Source organism: Parapedomonas caeni (genome assembly GCF_041060555.1).
Classification (GTDB): domain Bacteria; phylum Pseudomonadota; class Alphaproteobacteria; order Sphingomonadales; family Sphingomonadaceae; genus CAUJIW01.
Genome location: NZ_JBEUDS010000001.1, coordinates 333,202 through 349,728, shown reverse-complemented (window position 1 = coordinate 349,728; position 16,527 = coordinate 333,202). Strand labels below are relative to the sequence as shown.

The window sequence follows — 16,527 nt, the reverse complement described above, 5'->3', positions numbered from 1 at the left end:
CCTGACCGCCGCTATTTCACGCCGCGCGGACGCGGGTCATCGCCTCCTCATAGGCCTGCGCCTTTTCCGCGCCCTCGAAAATGCCGTATTCGCACTTGGCCATCACCTCTTCAGGCGGGAAGATGATCGGGTTGTTCTTGTAGTCGTCGCCCATCAGCGCCTTGGCGGCGGCATTGGGGGTCGGGTACAAGATGGTTTCGGTGATCTTCTTGCCGGCTTCGGCATCCAGCAGATAGTTGATGAAGGCGTGTGCGTTCTTGGGATGCGGCGCTCCCTTGGGAATGCACAGGCAGTCGGAGTTCAGCAGGCTGCCTTCCTTGGGCACCACGAAGTCGACATCGTCGTCCTCGGTTTTGATCTGGGCGATGTCGCCGTTGTATTCGAGCACGATATCGACTTCCTTGGACAGCAGCATGTCCTGGCCGTTATCCTCGTGGAACGCCTTCACAAACGGCTTCTGCTTGATGAGCATGGCCTCCACCTGCTTCATCAGCTCCGGCGTCGCGCCATTGAGGGAATGGCCGAGATACTTGAAGCCGAGCCGGAACAGGTCGGCCGACTCCGACAGGAGCGCGATCTTGCCCTTGTAGGCGTCGGAGTCGAACAGCCACTTCCAGCTGTCGGGCACCCCGCCCTTCATCGCCGACTTGCGGTAGCCGATGCCCAGCACCAGCCAGGTGTAGGGCATGCTGAACTTGCGCCCCTTGTCGAAATCCGGGTCCATGAACGCCGGATCGACGTTCTTGATGTTGGGAATCTGCGCATGGTCAAGCGCCATCAGCATGTCCGCTTCGGCCATGCGGGTGACGAATTCGTTGGACGGCACGATGACGTCGAAGCCAGGGTTACCGGCCTTCAGCTTGGCGAACAGTTCGTCATTGGTGGCGAACAGGCTCATGTTGACGTCGATGCCGCTGCCGGCCTTGAAGTCCTCCAGCGTCGTCTCGCCGATATAGGTGTCCCAGTTGTAGAAGTTGAGCTTCGCCTCCTCGCCGGTACCGGCGCCGGGGGCGCCCTCCTCCTTCTTGCCGCAACCGGAAAGCGCGCCGGTGAAGGTCAGGCCGACCGCCGCGACGCCCATCGACGACAGCAGCGAACGGCGATTCATGCTCCGGAAGAAATCCCAGCTGGTCATGCGTAACCCCTTTTCTCTGGCCGGATACCGGCTTGCCCTAGCCGACAGTCTGCCCGACTTCCCCGCCCTGTTGTCAACCGGGCATTTGAGGAAATGCGTGCCAATCCTCCCCAGTTTCGACCAATGACGCAGGGGCGTTGTGCCGCCCTCGTCAACGCCCTCAGGCGTTGCGCAGATACCAGTCGTAGTCCAGCGCGGTCACCACCTCGAAGAATCGGGCCTGTTCAGTGCGCTTGACGCAACTGTACATGTGAACGAAGCGTTCGCCGAGATACTCCTTCATCAGCGCCGATTGCTCGAACAGGTCAACTGCCGCGAACCAGTTGTTGGGCAGCCGCTCACCCGACGTCTCGGCGACGGCGTAGCCATTGCCAACCACCGCCGGACCGGGATCGAGACGGTTGCTGATGCCATGGTGAACCGCCGCCAGCACGCAGGCAAGCGCCAGATAGGGGTTGGCGTCGGCACCCGCGACTCGATGTTCGATGTGGCGGGTGCTGGGCGGGCCGGCCGGCACCCGCAGCGAGACGGTGCGGTTGTTCACCCCCCAGGTCGGCGCCACCGGCGCGTAGGAATTGGCCTTGAACCGCCGGAAACTGTTGGCGTTGGGGGCGAAGATCGCCATCCCCTCGCCCAGCATCGCCTTCATGCCGGCGATCGCCTGCTTGAGCGCCGGCGAGCCTTCCGGGTCCTCGCTGGCCATGACGTTGCGCCCCTGCGCGTCGTTGACGCTGACGTGGATGTGAAAACCGCTGCCGGCGTGGTCGGCGAACGGCTTGGCCATGAAGGTGGCTTCACAGCCATGGCGGTTGGCGACGCCCTTGGCGGCCCGCTTGTACATCACGCCGTCATCGGCGGCCCTCAGCGCGTCCGGCTTGTGCTTGAGCGTCAGCTCCAGCTGGCCCGGCGCATATTCGGAAATCGCGCCTTCCAGCGGAAGGCCCTGGGCATCGGCGGCCGCGTAAAGGTCACGCAGGAAGGCCGCGGCATCTTCCAGCTCGCGCAGGCCATAGACCTGATGGCCGTGCGGCCGGGCGCCACTGACCGGCGAGCGCGGCAGCTGGATGCCGCCGTCGGCGGTGCGCTCGGCGTCGACCAGATAATATTCCAGCTCGCAGGCCACCACCGGCGTCAGCCCGTCGGCGGCGAAGCGGTCCAGCACCCGACGCAGCACATGGCGCGGGTCGAGGTCATTGGGCCGGCCATCCAGCTCGTAAAGCGACAGCATGACCTGAGCGACATCGGCCCCCAGCCAGGGCGCCGGCACCAGCGTGCCGGGTACCGGCCTCGCCAGGCGGTCGGCATCGCCATCCTCCCACACCAGGCCGGTTTCCTCGCAGTCCTGGCCGGTGGTGTCGACGACGCAGATCGAGCCGGGCAGGAAGCGGCCATAATCATAGACCGCCTGAATCTCGTGACGGCGCAGCCGCTTGCCCCGCGGCACGCCGCACATGTTGGTGAAGAACACCTCGATGAACTGGATGTGCGGGTTGTCGGCGAGGAAGCGTTCGCACTCGGCCGGGTCGGCGATCAGGGCAGTGTCAGTCATGGTCGTTACTCGCAAGAAGGAGCGCGGCGATATCATCGACGGCCGCCGCCAGCCGGTCCACCTGCGCCGGCAGAGTCGCCGGCGACAGCAGCATCATCATATGAAACGGCGCGATGAGCACGCCGCGATTGATCAAACCCAGGTGCAGTACGTCGAGCAGCGGCCCGTGCAGGCTTGCCCGCATGGCCGCGGCATCGCGCGGCGCCGGGCGGGCCAGCACCAGCTCGACCCGCGCGCCGACATTGACCGTCGACCACGGCAGGCCGTGGCGGGTGATCACCGCCTCCAGCGCGTCGACCAGCCGCACGGTCATCGCCCGCATATGGGCATAGGCCGCCGGCGTCATCACCTGTTCCAGCATGGCGCGCATCCCGGCCACCGCCAGCGCGTTGCCGGACAGGGTGGTGCCGATGCCCGAACTGCCCGTCTCGGCAGTGCGCTGGTAGTCCCGGATGCGGTCTGCGATGTCCGCCGTCATGCCCCAGACTGCGGCGGGAATGCCGCCGGCGATCGGCTTGCCCAGTGTCAGCATGTCGGGCGCCAGCCCGAAGGCGCCCGTATAGCCGCCGGGGCCGGTGGAAATGGTGTGGGTCTCGTCGAGGATGAGCAGGGTGCCGTACCGCCGGGTCAGGGTACGCAACGCGTCATGGAAGCCGTCATCGGGCAGGATCATGCCGCAATTGGTCATCGCCGGCTCGGCCAGCACGGCGGCCACCGCGCCATCGGCGAGAGCCGCCTCCAGCGCCGCGATGTCGTTAAAGGCGACCACCCGAGTCGTGGCCGTCATGTCATGGACCTGGCCGACCAGCCCCGGCTTCATCCGGGCGCCCTGCGGCCCCTGCACCACGTAGGCGTCATCGACGGCGCCATGATAGCAGCCGTCGAACACCAGAATCTGGCTGCGGCCGGTCAGCGCCCGGGCCCAGCGGATCGCCGCCCGGTTGGCATCGCTGGCGGTGGTCGCCATCTGCCACACCGGCAGGCCGAAGCGCGCCGCCAGCAGCCGACCGACCGCCGGCACGTCCTCGGTGGGCAGCATGAAGCTGCTGCCGCGCGCCAGCTGGGCGGACAGCGCCTCGGTGATCGCCGGCACGGCATGACCGTACATCGACGGCGTATCGCCCAGGCAGAAGTCGTCGTAGCGGTGCCCGTCGACATCGTGGATCACCGCGCCTGCCGCATCGCGGGCATAGAGCGGCACCGGCGAGGCCCAGTCATTCATCCAGTGCATCGGCACGCCGCCCAGCCAGTGCTCGGCCGACTGTGTCGCCAGACTGGCGGCTTTCGGATGATCCTGCAGAAAGCGGTCCCGCTCGTCCGCCAGCACCGCCGCCAGGCGGGCGGGGTCGATGCCGGCAAGACGGCTCACAGGCGATCCCGCAGCGCGTACCACAGCATGGCCGCGACATAGAGCGGCGAGCGCAGCAGCCGGCCACCGGGAAACGCCCTGGTCGGCAGGTTCGCCACCAGATCGAAGCGCTCGGCGGTGCCGGCCATCGCCTCGGCGATCAGCTTGCCCATGAAAGAGGCGAGGATCACCCCCTGCCCTGAATAACCGTGGGCAAAGAAGATGTTGCCCTGCCGGCCGACGTGGGGGTAGCGGCTGGTGGTGATGGAAACCGGCCCGCCCCAGGCATAGTCGACTTCGGTCTCCGCCAGTTGCGGGAAGACCTTCAGCATGTGCCGGCGCACGAAATCCACCGTGTTGTCGGGCGGGGTCGGCGTGTACTTCTCGCCGCCCCCGAACAGCAGCCGCCGGTCAGGTGACAGCCGGAAATAATTGACCACGAACCTGGTGTCGGACACCGCCACGTCACCGGGGATCAGCGACCGCGCCAGGTCTTCTTCCAGCGGCTCGGTGGCGATGTTGTAGTTGGCGACTGGCATGATGCGCTTGGCCAGCCCCGCGTCAAGTTCCTCGACATAGCTGTCGCAGGCGACCACCACATATTTGGCGATGATCCGGCCCCGATTGCTCTCGCAGACAATGCCCGCGCGCGTCTGCTCGAACTTCTGGATGCGGGTCGTCTCATGGACGGCAGCGCCAGCGGCTTCCGCCGCGTCGGCGAGCCCAATTGCCAGGTTGAGCGGGTGCAGATGGCCACCGCTCTTGTCGATCAGGCCGCCATGGTAGCGCTCGCTGGCCACTGTCGCGGCAGCCCCCGCACGGTCGAGCAGACTGGTGTAGCGATAGCCCATCACGGATTCGAGGCATTCCTGCTCATCCGCCAGCCAGTCGAGATCCGCTTTCTTGGCCGCGGCGAGAAAATGGCCCCGCTTGGCATCACACTGAATGTCATGGCGGGCAATGCGATCCCAAAGGTGATCGCGCGCCTCGATGGCCAGCCCGAACAGTGCCTTGGCACGCTCGACACCGAACTGGTCGACCATGTCGCGCGCGCCGTGGCGCCAGCCGGGGATGGCCTGGCCGCCATTACGGCCGGACGCCCCCCAGCCAATCCGCTTGGACTCGACCAGCGCTGTTGAAAAGCCGCGCTCGGCACAATGCAGCGCCGCCGACAGGCCGGTATAGCCGCCGCCGATGATGCAAACGTCCACCTGCTTCTGGCCCTCCAGCGCCGGTCTGACGGCATGCGGGTTGGCCGTATCCGCGTAATAGGACAGCGGATAATCGTGATGGGTGATGATGGCGACGGGACTTGGACTCATACCTTCAACAACAAATGCTCGCGTTCCCAGGAACTGATGACCGCCTGATAGGCATCCAATTCCGAATATTTGATGGCGTAGAACGCCTCGAAGAAATCTTCACCCAGATATTTACGCACCAGCTTGGCGTGACTGAAGCGATCGAGCGCCTCATAAAGGTTGCGCGGCAGGGTGCGGGCCATGCGGTAGGCGCTGCCTTCCACCTGGGCGCGTGGCTGCATCCGTTCCACCATGCCGATGTAGCCGCACACCAGACTGGCCGCGATGGACAGGTAGGGGTTGGCATCGGCGCCCGGCAGCCGGTTCTCGATCCGCCGGTTCTGCGGATCTGAGATCGGTACCCGCAGGCCGCAGCTGCGGTTGTCGACACCCCATTGGACGTTGATCGGCGCGTCGAACTGCGGCCGCATCCGTCGAAAGCTGTTGACGTTGGGGGCGAACAGCGGCGCCACCTGTGGCAGCAGCCGCTGCAAGCCGGCGACATGGCTCTTGAACAGCGCCGAATCCCGCCCGTTGGGAGTCGAGAAAAGATTGCGCCCGCTGTCGACGCTGACCACCGACTGGTGGATGTGCATCGCCGAGCCGGGCTGGTTTTCCATCGGCTTGGCCATGAAGGTGGCATAAACGTTATGCTGCAACGCCACTTGGCGGACGATCCGCTTGAACAGCAGCGCCTGGTCGGCCTGCTCCAGCGGGTCGCCGTGATTGAAGTTGATCTCCAGCTGGGCCGCGCCGGCCTCGTGGATCATCGTGTCAATGTCGAGACCGGCCTTCTCGGCATAGTCGTAGATCTGCTCGATGATATCCTCATACTCGTTGATCGCCTCCATGCCGTAGGGCTCGGAAGCGGTCTCGGCCCGCCCAGAGCGGCCGATCGGCGGCTGCAACGGCAGGTCCGGGTCGGTGTTGACACTGGTGAGGAAAAATTCCAGCTCGGGCGCGACAATCGGCCTCCAGCCCTTGTCGGCGTAAAGCTTGAGCACCTTCTTCAGCACCTGGCGCGGCGAGATGCCGATCGGGTCGCCGTCGTTGTCGTAGGTGTCGGTGATGACCATGGCGGTCGGGATTCGGGAGCCCGGCATCAGCCGCAAAGTCCGGCAATCCGGGACCAGCACCACGTCGGGATCGCTGTAAGGCGCGACGCTGGTATCTTCGGGGTAATCACCCGTCACCGTCACCACCAGGATCGAGGAGGCGATGCGCAGCGAGCCCGACTTGATGCTCTTGAGAAACTTCTGCGCCGGCAGCACCTTGCCGCGGATGACACCGTTCATGTCCGGCACCATGCATTCGACTTCCTGGATGCCGCGCTCGGTCAGCCAGCTCTGGATGGCAAGATAGTCGGCTTCAGGGAGTGGCGCATACATAGGACACCTGTCGGGCAAATGTGGATCGCAAATCTGCGAAGAAGGCATGGTGGCGCTGCATGCGCGCCAGCGGCACCCCCCTAATCGTCGACGATCCACGCCGGCGCACGTCGCCCATTCGCCGCGCGCCAGGCCAATGCTGTGTCAGATGTCCCCATGGCGGCAGTGACGCACACTCCCCCCCGTCTTGTCAACGTGGACCATGCTCGCAGCCCCGCCACCACGCGGGGACTGGACAAGCCCCGGGGGGATGTCCCAGCCTGTACCCACCACATCATCAGGAGTCAGTCATGGACACCGCGCTGTCCGGCCCCAACGCCCTCGAACCCTACTGGATGCCCTTCACCATGAACCGCCGCTTCAAGGCGGACCCGCGCATGGTCGCTCGCGCCGAGGGCATGTTCTACTACACCCCGGAAGGCCGCCAGGTACTCGACGGCACCGCCGGGCTGTGGTGCTGCAACGCCGGCCACGGCCAGCGGCGGATCGTCGAGGCGATCCAGGCCCAGGCGGCGGTGATGGACTATGCCACCAGCTTCAACCTCGGCCACCCGCTGGCCTTCCAGCTGGCCGGCCGGCTGGCCGCCATGTTCACCGGCGACCTCGACCACATCTTCTTCACCAACTCCGGCTCCGAGTCGGTGGATACCGCGCTGAAGATCGCGCTGGCCTACCAGCGGACCCGCGGCAAAGGCACCAAGACCCGGCTGATCGGCCGCGAGCGCGGCTATCATGGTGTCGGCTTCGGCGGCATCTCGGTGGGCGGCATCGCCAAGAACCGCATGTACTTCGGCGGGTTGCTGACCGGCGTCGACCATCTGCCGCACACCCACGACCTCGCCCGCAACGCGTGGTCGCGCGGCGTGCCGGCCCATGGCGCGGAACTGGCCGACGCGCTGGAGAAGATCGTGCAGCTGCATGACGCCTCCAACATCGCGGCGGTCATCGTCGAGCCGGTGGCCGGCTCCACCGGCGTGCTGATTCCGCCGCGCGGCTATCTGGAGCGGTTGCGGGCGATCTGCGACAAATACGACATCCTGCTGATCTTCGACGAGGTCATCACCGGCTTCGGCCGCCTCGGCACGCCGTTCGGCGTCGACTATTTCGGCGTCCAGCCAGACATCGTCACCATGGCCAAGGGGCTGACCAACGCCGCCGTGCCAATGGGCGCGGTCGCGGTCTCCAAGCGCATCTACGACACCTGCATGGAGCAGGCCGACGCGCCGATCGAGCTGTTCCACGGCTACACCTACTCCGGCCACCCGCTGGCCTGCGCCGCCGGCCTCGCTACGCTGGACACCTACGCCGAGGACGGGCTGTTCGAGCGGGCGGCCCAGACGGCGCCGCTGTGGGAGGATGCCCTGCATGCGCTGAAAGGCACCCGTCACGTCATCGACATCCGCAACATCGGTCTGATCGGCGCCATCGAGCTGGACTCCCGCCCCGGCGCGCCGGGCGAGCGGGCCTATGAGGCCTTCCGCGCCTGCTTCGATGCCGGCGTGATGGTGCGCGTCACCGGCGACATCATCGCGCTGTCGCCACCGCTGATCATAGAGCCCAACCACATCGACCAGCTGATGCAGACCATCCGCGACGTGCTGACCGCGCTGGACTGACGGGCCAGGCTCAGGCGCGGAAGGGGCACACGCGGCCGGCGGTTCGCCGCCGGTCCGTGCGACCCCGTCCACCTTGATTTACCCCGCCGACCTGTTCAACCTGCGGTAATCAGCCGCCCCGCCACAGACAACAAGCAGGCTGGGGGCACAGGGGGAGAATGCGCATGTTCACACGCCGGTCGGTGGTGACGGGAATGGCGGGCGCCGTGATGGCGGCACCGCTGGCGGGCAACAGCAGCTGGGCGGCCAGACCGCAGCGCCGGCCGAACCTGCTGCTCATCCTGGCTGACGACATGGGGTTTGCCGACCTCGGCTGCTACGGCTCGGAGATCCCCACCCCGCACATCGACAGCCTGGCCGCCGCGGGCCTGCGCTTCACCAACTTCCACACCGCCGCCACCTGCTCGCCGACCCGCGCGATGCTGCTCACCGGCCAGGACAACCACCGGGTCGGCCTGGGCAACATGCTGGAGATCATGGCCGACAACCAGTTCGGCCGGCCGGGCTACGAGGGCTACCTCAACGACCGGGCGACCACCGTCGCCACCCGGCTGACCGCCGCCGGGTACACCTGCCTGATGGCCGGCAAGTGGCACCTGGGGCAGCGGCCGGCCAGCCTGCCGGTGGCGCGCGGCTTCAAGCGGTCGGTGGCGCTGATGGAAAGCGGGGCGGACAATTTCCAGGCCAAGCCCTATCTGCCGCAGAACCGCGAGGTGCACTGGTACGAGGACAGCAAGCGCATCGACCTGCCGCCAGACTTTTATTCCTCGGACTATTACACCAGCCGGCTGATCGAGTTCATCGACGCCGAGCGCGCCAGCGGCAAGCCGTTCTTCGCCTATCTGCCGTTCCAGGCGGTGCATTACCCGCATCAGGCCCCCACGGCGCTGATCGAGAAATATCTGCCGGCCTATGAGGCGGGCTACGAGGCCGTGCGGCAGATGCGGTACGACAAGCTGGTGATGCTGGGACTGATGCCGGCCGGCCTCAATTTCCTTGCCGACCCGAGCATCGCCGCCTGGGCCGACCTGCCGGCCGACGAGCGCCGGCGCCGGGTGCGCCAGATGGCGGTCTATGCGGCCATGCTGGACTCGATGGACAGCAATATCGGCCGACTGCTCGACTATCTGCGCACCACCAGCCAGCTCGACAACACCCTGATCCTGTTCATGAGCGACAATGGCGCCGACGCCGCCGAACTCGACCGCGTGTTCAAGGACTATTACGCCAAGAATTTCGACCTCTCGACCGACCGGCTGGGAGAGCCCGGCAGCTATTCCAACTACGGATCGGGCTGGGCCCGGGCGTCCTCCACGCCGCTGCGTGCCTTCAAGAGCTCAGCCTACGAAGGTGGCATGCGGGTGCCGCTGATCATCCGGCCGACCGCCGCCATGGCCGCCCGCACCACCGACGCCTTCGGCTACGTTACCGACATCACCCCCACCCTGCTCGATGCCGCCGGCCTCCCGGCCGTGGGCGACCTCGATGGCCAATCGCTGCTGCCGCTGGTCGATGGCCGGTTGGGGCGCATACATGGTCCCGACGAAGTCATCGCCTACGAGCTGGCGGGCTCGGTGGCGGTGTTCCAGGGCGACTACAAGCTGACCCGCAATGTGCCGCCACTGGGCGATCGCCAGTGGCAGCTGTTCAACCTGGCTGACGATCCGACGGAGACCACCGACCTCGCCGCCGGCATGCCCGACCTGCTTCAGCGGCTGCAGCAGGCTTACGCCGACTATGCCGCGCGCGTCGGCCTCGTCGAGGTGCCGGCGGACTATAATCCGCTGGTTCAGGTCGGCCGCAACATCGGCCGGGTCGGCCACGACCACCACTGAAACCCACGAGATGCGGGGGCCGTGGCGCCCCGGCCAGCAGACCGCCGGCCGACCTTGGTAGAGCGCGGCACAAAAGCGGTTTGACGCGCGGGCCCGCGCACGGCAAAGGCTTGGCCGCGAGAGCGGGCGCCATCCGCGAGGCCCCCCGCCGCGACTGTGAAGGTGAGGACGACCATGACCGTGATCCGTCAAGACGATGTCATTGAATCGGTGGCCGATGCGCTGCAGTACATCAGCTACTTCCACCCGATGGACTATATCCGTGCGCTGGGCCGGGCCTATGAGCTGGAAGCCTCGCCGGCCGCCAAGGACGCCATCGCCCAGATCCTCACCAACAGCCGCATGTGCGCCGAGGGTCACCGGCCGATCTGCCAGGACACCGGCCTCGTCGTCGTCTTCGTCAAGGTCGGCATGAATGTCCGCTGGGACGCCACCATGAGCCTGGAGGAGATGATCAACGAAGGCGTCCGCCGGGCCTATATGAACCCGGAAAACCGCCTGCGCGCCTCGATCGTCGCCGACCCGGCGTTTGGCCGCAAGAACACCAGGGATAATACGCCGGCGGTCATTCACACCCAGATCGTGCCCGGCGACCATGTGGAGATCGCCGTTGCCGCCAAGGGTGGCGGCTCGGAGAACAAGTCCAAGTTCGTGATGCTGAACCCGTCGGACGACATCGTCGACTGGGTGCTGAAGACCGTGCCGCTGATGGGCGCCGGCTGGTGCCCGCCGGGCATGCTGGGCATCGGTATCGGCGGCTCGGCGGAAAAGGCCATGCTGCTGGCCAAGGAAGCGCTGATGGAGCCGATCGACATGGCCGAACTGAAGGCCCGCGGGCCGAAATCGGCCATCGAGGAGCTGCGCATCGAGATCTTCGACAAGGTCAACGCGCTGGGCATCGGCGCCCAGGGTCTGGGCGGCCTGTCGACCATCCTCGACGTCAAGATCCACGACTATCCGACCCACGCCGCCTCGAAGCCGGTCGCGATGATCCCGAACTGCGCCGCCACCCGGCATGCCCACTTCACGCTGACCGGCAACGGCCCGGCCTTCCTGGAGGCGCCGAAGCTCGCCGAATGGCCGCGGGTCGAATGGGCGCCGTCGCCGCAGGCCCGCCGCGTCAATCTCGATACCCTGACGCCGGCCGACGTCGCTTCGTGGAAGCCGGGCGAGCGGCTGCTGCTCAACGGCCGGATGCTGACCGGCCGCGATGCCGCGCACAAGCGCATCGCCGATCTGCTGGCCTCGGGCGAAGGGCTGCCGGCCGGCGTCGATTTCACCAACCGCGTCATCTACTACGTCGGCCCGGTCGATCCGGTGGGCAACGAGGTGGTCGGCCCGGCCGGTCCCACCACCGCCACCCGCATGGACAAGTTCACTGAAATGATGCTGGCCAAAACCGGGCTGATCGCCATGGTCGGCAAGGCCGAGCGCGGCCCGGTTGCCATCGAGGCGATCAAGCAGCACAAGGCCGCCTATCTGATGGCGGTGGGCGGCGCCGCCTATCTGGTCTCCAAGGCGATCAAGGCGAGCCGTGTGGTCGCTTTCGAGGACCTCGGCATGGAAGCGATCTACGAGTTCGAGGTCGCCGACATGCCGGTCACCGTCGCGGTCGATGCCACGGGCGAGTCGGTGCACCACACCGGCCCGCTGGTGTGGCGCGAAAAGATCGCCAAGGGCGAGCTGCAACCGGCCTGACCCACCATTACCGGCAGCTGAAACCAGCCGCGCGGCCTCATGCCGCGCGGCTTTTCCGTGGCCCGGCGACTTCTTCCGTGGTTCGGCCACCCACTGTTCAACGGGCGGCTGACTGTCGACTAAAGATGGATTTTACATGTAATATGATGTATTATACATCATAAGTTACGCTTTATCGCTCACCAGGGGTGACAGGCCATGATCACCGCGGCCCAGATGCGCGCGGCGCGCGCCCTGCTTGGCATCGACCAGGCCCGGCTTGCCGACCTGGCGGGGCTGTCGCTGCCGACCATCCAGCGCATGGAAGCCTCCGATGGCATCGTGCGCGGACAGGTCGATACCCTGATGCGGGTGACCGAGGCCCTGGAACGGGCCGGGATCGCTCTCATCGGCGACGAGGCGACGAGTAACGGCGGCGGCCGTGGCGTACGGTTGCGCCAGCCGGAGAACGCAACGCCAGAGAGCTAGACAAGCGAGGCGGACGATGGTCGAGCGAATGCTGAAACGTCGGGACTGGCACCTCTTCCTGCCCAAGACCGTCACCGTTCTGGCCCGAGGCTATAATGGCGCGGATTTCCGTGCCGACACTCTTGCCGGCCTGACGGTCGCCATTGTCGCCCTGCCGCTGTCGATGGCGCTGGCCATTGCTTCTGGCACCACTCCCTATGTCGGCCTGGTCACCGCCGTCATCGCCGGCTTCCTGATCTCCGCGCTGGGTGGCAGCCGGTTCCAGATCGGTGGCCCGACCGGCGCCTTTGTCGTCGTCGTCTACGGCGTCATGGCCCAGCACGGCATGGACGGGCTGATCGTCGCCACGCTGATGGCCGGCGGCATTCTGGTGCTGGCCGGCCTGCTACGACTGGGCACCTGGATCAAGTACATCCCCGACCCCGTGGTCACCGGCTTCACCTCGGGCATCGCGGTCATCATTTTCGCAAGCCAGGTGAAAGACATACTGGGCCTTTCCACCCCCAGGCTGCCGGCCGAGTTCCTGCCCAAGTGGTCGATGATGCTGGCCCACCTCGACACGGTGTCGCCGGCGGTGCTGGGGCTGTCGCTGACCTGTCTCGGCGTCATTCTCGCCCTGCGTGCCTATGCACCACGGGTGCCGGCATTCCTCGTCGCCGTGGTGCTCGGCGCCGTGCTGACCGCCCTGCTGAAGTTGCCGGTGCCAACCATCGGCTCGACTTTCGGCGCCCTGCCCGGCAGTCTGCCGGCCCCTCACCTGCCGCAGATCGATCTCGCCATGGTCAAGACACTGCTGCCGTCGGCCTTCACCATTGCCTTTCTCGCCGGCGTCGAGTCCCTCCTCTCGGCCGTGGTCGCCGATGGCATGACCGGTCGCCGCCATCGCTCCAATTGCGAACTGGTGGCCCAGGGCGTGGCGAACGCCGCCAGCGCAATGTTCGGCGGCCTGCCCGCGACCGGTGCCATTGCCCGCACCGCCACCAACATCCGCTCCGGCGCCCGCTCGCCGGTGGCCGGCATGTTGCACGCGGTGTTTCTGCTCGCCTTCATGCTCGCCTTCATGCCACTGGTCGCCTATGTGCCCCTGGCGAGTCTGGCCGCCATCCTGGTGGTGGTGGCCTGGAACATGAGCGAGGTGCATCGGTTCATCAGCCTGCTCAAAGGAGCTTGGGGCGAACGACTGTTGCTGGTCACCACTTTCGTGCTGACCATCGCTGTCGATCTCACCGTTGCCATCGAGGTCGGCGTTATCGGTGCCGCCATCCTGTTCATGCACCGCATGGCCCAGGCGGTATCGGTTGAGACCGGCGTCAGTCTGGTCGCCGAGGATCGCGACGATTTCAGTGAACCCGGTGCCGACATTCGCTATGAGGCCCGCCCCCACCTGCCGGAGGGCGTCGAGCTGTTCCATTTCCGTGGGCCTCTGTTCTTCGCCTCCGCCGGCACCCTGCGCGACCTCGCCGAACTGCTCGACTCGCGCATCCATCACCTGGTGCTCGACCTCGCCGACACGCCTTTTATCGATCCGTCGGGGCTGGCGGCACTTGATGACCTGCACCAGCGCCTGCACGGCCGGGGTATCGCTCTGACCATCACCGGCGCCCAGGGCAATGCCCGCAAGGCATTGAGACGACACTACCGCTTCCATCCGCCGACCGGGCTGCGCTTTGCCGGCGGCGTCGCCGAGGCGTTGAGCCAGTGAGATACCTCATCAGTCATTGGTCGCATCGGCAACAGGTTGTTAACCCCCCGGGTAAATCCTGACGGCCGCATCCCCGATCTCCGGACATCGATGGCCCCCGTCGCTGTTCCGGCGCCAATTTGATGTGGAGTCGCTACGTGAAGAAGAAGAAGTTTGAAGTCGGCGTCTTTAACCAGGCGGTGCGCGACGCGCACAGCCAGGGCGACCGCCACAAGAATCTCTCCGATTCATGGGCGGAGACGCATTACATTGAAGTCGAGGCGACATCCAAGATCGAGGCCGTCAAGCAGCTGCAGCTGCGCTACCCCGCCAGCCACGGCTTCCGGATCGTCGGCGCCATGGAGATTCCGGCGCTCGAATAGAGCCGCCGGAACCGTCCTCAACAGCCCCGGAACGGCTCGCCCAGCGCCATGGCGTAATGGGACATCGCCATGGTCGTCAGCTGGGCATTGACCCGGATACAGCTGGGGAACACGCTGGCGTCCGTCACATAGACATTGCTGGTGCCATGCACGCGGCATTCAGGGTCGACGACACCCAGATAGGGGCTGGCGTTCATGCCGTTGCCGCCATGGGGGTGCGAGCTGGACAGGGTCACGTCGTCCGCTTCGCGCAGATGGCGTGCGAAAAAGGCGTCGATGTCGGCGTCGTCGCGAGGGCGCGGCAAGGCGATGCCGCGCGACAGCGCCGGATAGACAATCTCCGCCCCTTGCGCGAAATGCACCCGGGTCAGCGCCGCCAGGCCGCGGCGCAGCAACGCCAGATCGCCCTCGGTCAGCTTGAAGCGCAGCTTGCCGCGCACCAGCCGGCCCCGCCGGTCGGCGGGAAACAGCACGCCGGCCGAGACCACCCGGTTCCAGTCGCGCATACGCCGGGCGTGCTCGCCGAACCAGCCCGGCATCAGCACCGACATGCTCATCGGTGGCTGAAAGTGCGACTCCAGCAGAAAGTCGCCATGGTCGACATAGGTCGCCATCTGGTCCTCGTCCCAGGCCCGCTGCATCTGCCCTTCCGGCATCAGCGCCGGGACCGGACAGGCGATGTTGAGCGAGATGTCGGTGCCCGCGCTCTCGATGCCGCTGGCCAGCAGCAACCGGCTCGACGCCAGCGCGCCTGCGGCCACCACCACGCCGCGCCGGGCGCGGATGCGTCGGGTCCGCCCGGCATGGTCCCTGACCACGACGCCAGCCGCGCGCCGGGCGCCAGTGTCGTACTCTCGGTCCCACTCGATATGCTGTACGGCGGTATCGGCGAGGATGCGTCCGCCGGCCACCGCCAGATCCTTGAGAAAGGTCTGCGGCATGGCGCGCTTGCGGCCGTAGGCGCAGCCGGTGTTGCAATAGCCGCAGTATGAGCAGCCGGTATCCCCGACATGCGGCCCGTAGTTCTTGGTGAACCACAAAGCGGGGGATGCCCGGTCACGCGGGTCAGCGCTGGCGGCGGCGTGCTTGCTCCAGCCCTCCAGCAGATGCGGGCCATTGTGCCGCCCGGCACGCGGCGGCACCACGCTCACCGCCAGCCGCTCCTTGACCGCGGCATAGGCCTGTTCCAGCCGGGCGCGCTCCACCGGCGCACCCAGCGCCCGCCAGGTCCCCAGCACATCCGGTGCGTCGGGGTGGGTGAGGCCGGGGGCCGCCAGCGGCAGGCAGATGCCGTTGTTCAGCATGGTCGAGCCGCCGACCAGCCGGCCCTGGAAGATCACCACGTCATGGTCGCGGCTGTCCTGCAACGCGCCATCGATGAACAGCCGGGCGGTCATGTCGGCTTCCTGGAAGGTGAAGCCCGCCGTCTTCACATGCGGGCCGGCCTCGACCACCAGCACCTCGTGCCCCTTGGCCGCCAGCGCGGCGGCCGCCACCGCGCCACCGGCGCCGGAGCCGACGACGATGATCTCGGCCTCGGCCGGGAAATCGCCGGGCGCGACAAAGGCGGCGTCCGGCAGATCGCTGTCGGGCAGCGGTGCCAGCTGCGGCGTGCCGGCCGGGCGCGCCGGACGATCCGCCGGCAGGGTGAAATCGATCTCCCGCAGCACCGGGTTGTCCCGGTTGTCAGCCTCGCTGTGGCCCTGCCAGTGGCCGTAATAGCCGGCGTAGATCACCGCGCGCAGGCGGGCGAGGTCCTGCATGAAATTCAGCTTGGCGCGGCGCAGGCAGGCATCGATGCGGCGGGCGCGGCGCTCGGGCGAGGCCGCCAGGAACCACGGCCCGCCCAGCAGCACGCCCATCAGCAGCAGCGACCAGCCGACCTCGGCGGGCTTGCCGCCGACCATCTTGCTGAACTGGGACTGGATGTTCTCGACCACCTGGTCGGCGCTGATGCGCATCTCGGTGTCGTGAAAAAAGGCTTCCGCCAACGCCTTCAGAATAGCGGCCTGCACCGCATTGAACGGCTTGCCCACGCCGTGTTCCCCCTCTGCCCCTCGACTGGCAGCGACGCTACAACGACGGCGCGAGGATTGCACCTTTCATGACGCTCGCGACTCGAGGG

Annotated in this window: 12 protein-coding genes; 6 read left to right on the top strand and 6 right to left on the bottom strand. The window is 66.6% G+C overall.

The features are described from left to right. Positions 1-16: 16 nt before the first annotated feature. The 5 genes from ABU113_RS01380 to ABU113_RS01360 form a co-directional block, all read right to left on the bottom strand. Positions 17-1,135, bottom strand: coding sequence for an ABC transporter substrate-binding protein (locus ABU113_RS01380; RefSeq protein ID WP_454557671.1), 1,119 nt, complete (start codon positions 1,133-1,135; stop codon positions 17-19). 160 nt (positions 1,136-1,295) lie between these two features. Then, positions 1,296-2,684, bottom strand: coding sequence for a glutamine synthetase family protein (locus ABU113_RS01375; protein WP_454557670.1), 1,389 nt, complete (start codon positions 2,682-2,684; stop codon positions 1,296-1,298). Then, on the bottom strand, positions 2,677-4,053 hold the full coding sequence (locus ABU113_RS01370) for an aspartate aminotransferase family protein (RefSeq protein ID WP_454557669.1): 1,377 nt from the start codon (positions 4,051-4,053) through the stop codon (positions 2,677-2,679). The genes ABU113_RS01375 and ABU113_RS01370 overlap by 8 nt, the downstream gene beginning before the upstream one ends. After that, complete coding sequence (locus ABU113_RS01365; RefSeq protein ID WP_454557668.1) at positions 4,050-5,354, bottom strand: NAD(P)/FAD-dependent oxidoreductase; 1,305 nt, start codon at positions 5,352-5,354, stop codon at positions 4,050-4,052. The genes ABU113_RS01370 and ABU113_RS01365 overlap by 4 nt, the downstream gene beginning before the upstream one ends. After that, on the bottom strand, positions 5,351-6,721 hold the full coding sequence (locus ABU113_RS01360; RefSeq protein ID WP_454557667.1) for a glutamine synthetase family protein: 1,371 nt from the start codon (positions 6,719-6,721) through the stop codon (positions 5,351-5,353). Before ABU113_RS01360 ends, ABU113_RS01365 begins: the two co-directional genes overlap by 4 nt. 290 nt (positions 6,722-7,011) lie before the next feature. Here ABU113_RS01360 and ABU113_RS01355 point away from each other — a divergent pair, with 290 nt between their 5' ends. The 6 genes from ABU113_RS01355 (at position 7,012) to ABU113_RS01330 (ending at position 14,402) form a co-directional block, all read left to right on the top strand. Further along, the gene (locus tag ABU113_RS01355; RefSeq protein WP_454557666.1) at positions 7,012-8,337 is read left to right on the top strand and encodes an aminotransferase class III-fold pyridoxal phosphate-dependent enzyme; all 1,326 of its coding nucleotides are present in this window, start codon (positions 7,012-7,014) and stop codon (positions 8,335-8,337) included. A 164-nt stretch (positions 8,338-8,501) separates the two neighbouring features. Further along, positions 8,502-10,172 carry an arylsulfatase gene (locus tag ABU113_RS01350; protein ID WP_454557665.1) on the top strand — a complete coding sequence of 557 codons (1,671 nt, stop codon included), beginning with the start codon at positions 8,502-8,504 and terminating at the stop codon, positions 10,170-10,172. 174 nt (positions 10,173-10,346) lie between these two features. After that, the gene (locus ABU113_RS01345; RefSeq protein WP_454557664.1) at positions 10,347-11,870 is read left to right on the top strand and encodes a fumarate hydratase; all 1,524 of its coding nucleotides are present in this window, start codon (positions 10,347-10,349) and stop codon (positions 11,868-11,870) included. A 198-nt stretch (positions 11,871-12,068) separates the two neighbouring features. Further along, positions 12,069-12,338 (top strand): helix-turn-helix domain-containing protein, encoded by a 270-nt coding sequence (locus ABU113_RS01340; protein ID WP_454557663.1) that lies wholly within the window; start codon positions 12,069-12,071, stop codon positions 12,336-12,338. 28 nt (positions 12,339-12,366) lie between these two features. Then, complete coding sequence (locus ABU113_RS01335; RefSeq protein ID WP_454557662.1) at positions 12,367-14,040, top strand: SulP family inorganic anion transporter; 1,674 nt, start codon at positions 12,367-12,369, stop codon at positions 14,038-14,040. 137 nt (positions 14,041-14,177) lie between these two features. Further along, positions 14,178-14,402: a hypothetical protein gene (locus tag ABU113_RS01330; RefSeq protein ID WP_454557661.1), complete on the top strand. Its 225-nt coding sequence runs from the start codon at positions 14,178-14,180 to the stop codon at positions 14,400-14,402. Positions 14,403-14,419: 17 nt separating this feature from the next. Here ABU113_RS01330 and ABU113_RS01325 read toward each other — a convergent pair whose 3' ends face one another. Beyond that, complete coding sequence (locus ABU113_RS01325; RefSeq protein WP_454557660.1) at positions 14,420-16,438, bottom strand: GMC family oxidoreductase N-terminal domain-containing protein; 2,019 nt, start codon at positions 16,436-16,438, stop codon at positions 14,420-14,422. Between the last annotated feature and the right edge of the window lie 89 nt (positions 16,439-16,527).

Bases quoted from the DNA above. Each gene is read 5' to 3' on its own strand.
- ABU113_RS01380 (WP_454557671.1), bottom strand. From the start codon at position 1,135: ATGACCAGCTGGGATTTCTTCCGGAGCATGAATCGCCGTTCGCTGCTG.
- ABU113_RS01375 (WP_454557670.1), bottom strand. From the start codon at position 2,684: ATGACTGACACTGCCCTGATCGCCGACCCGGCCGAGTGCGAACGCTTC.
- ABU113_RS01365 (WP_454557668.1), bottom strand. From the start codon at position 5,354: ATGAGTCCAAGTCCCGTCGCCATCATCACCCATCACGATTATCCGCTG.
- ABU113_RS01360 (WP_454557667.1), bottom strand. From the start codon at position 6,721: ATGTATGCGCCACTCCCTGAAGCCGACTATCTTGCCATCCAGAGCTGG.
- ABU113_RS01355 (WP_454557666.1), top strand. From the start codon at position 7,012: ATGGACACCGCGCTGTCCGGCCCCAACGCCCTCGAACCCTACTGGATG.
- ABU113_RS01350 (WP_454557665.1), top strand. From the start codon at position 8,502: ATGTTCACACGCCGGTCGGTGGTGACGGGAATGGCGGGCGCCGTGATG.
- ABU113_RS01345 (WP_454557664.1), top strand. From the start codon at position 10,347: ATGACCGTGATCCGTCAAGACGATGTCATTGAATCGGTGGCCGATGCG.
- ABU113_RS01340 (WP_454557663.1), top strand. From the start codon at position 12,069: ATGATCACCGCGGCCCAGATGCGCGCGGCGCGCGCCCTGCTTGGCATC.
- ABU113_RS01335 (WP_454557662.1), top strand. From the start codon at position 12,367: ATGCTGAAACGTCGGGACTGGCACCTCTTCCTGCCCAAGACCGTCACC.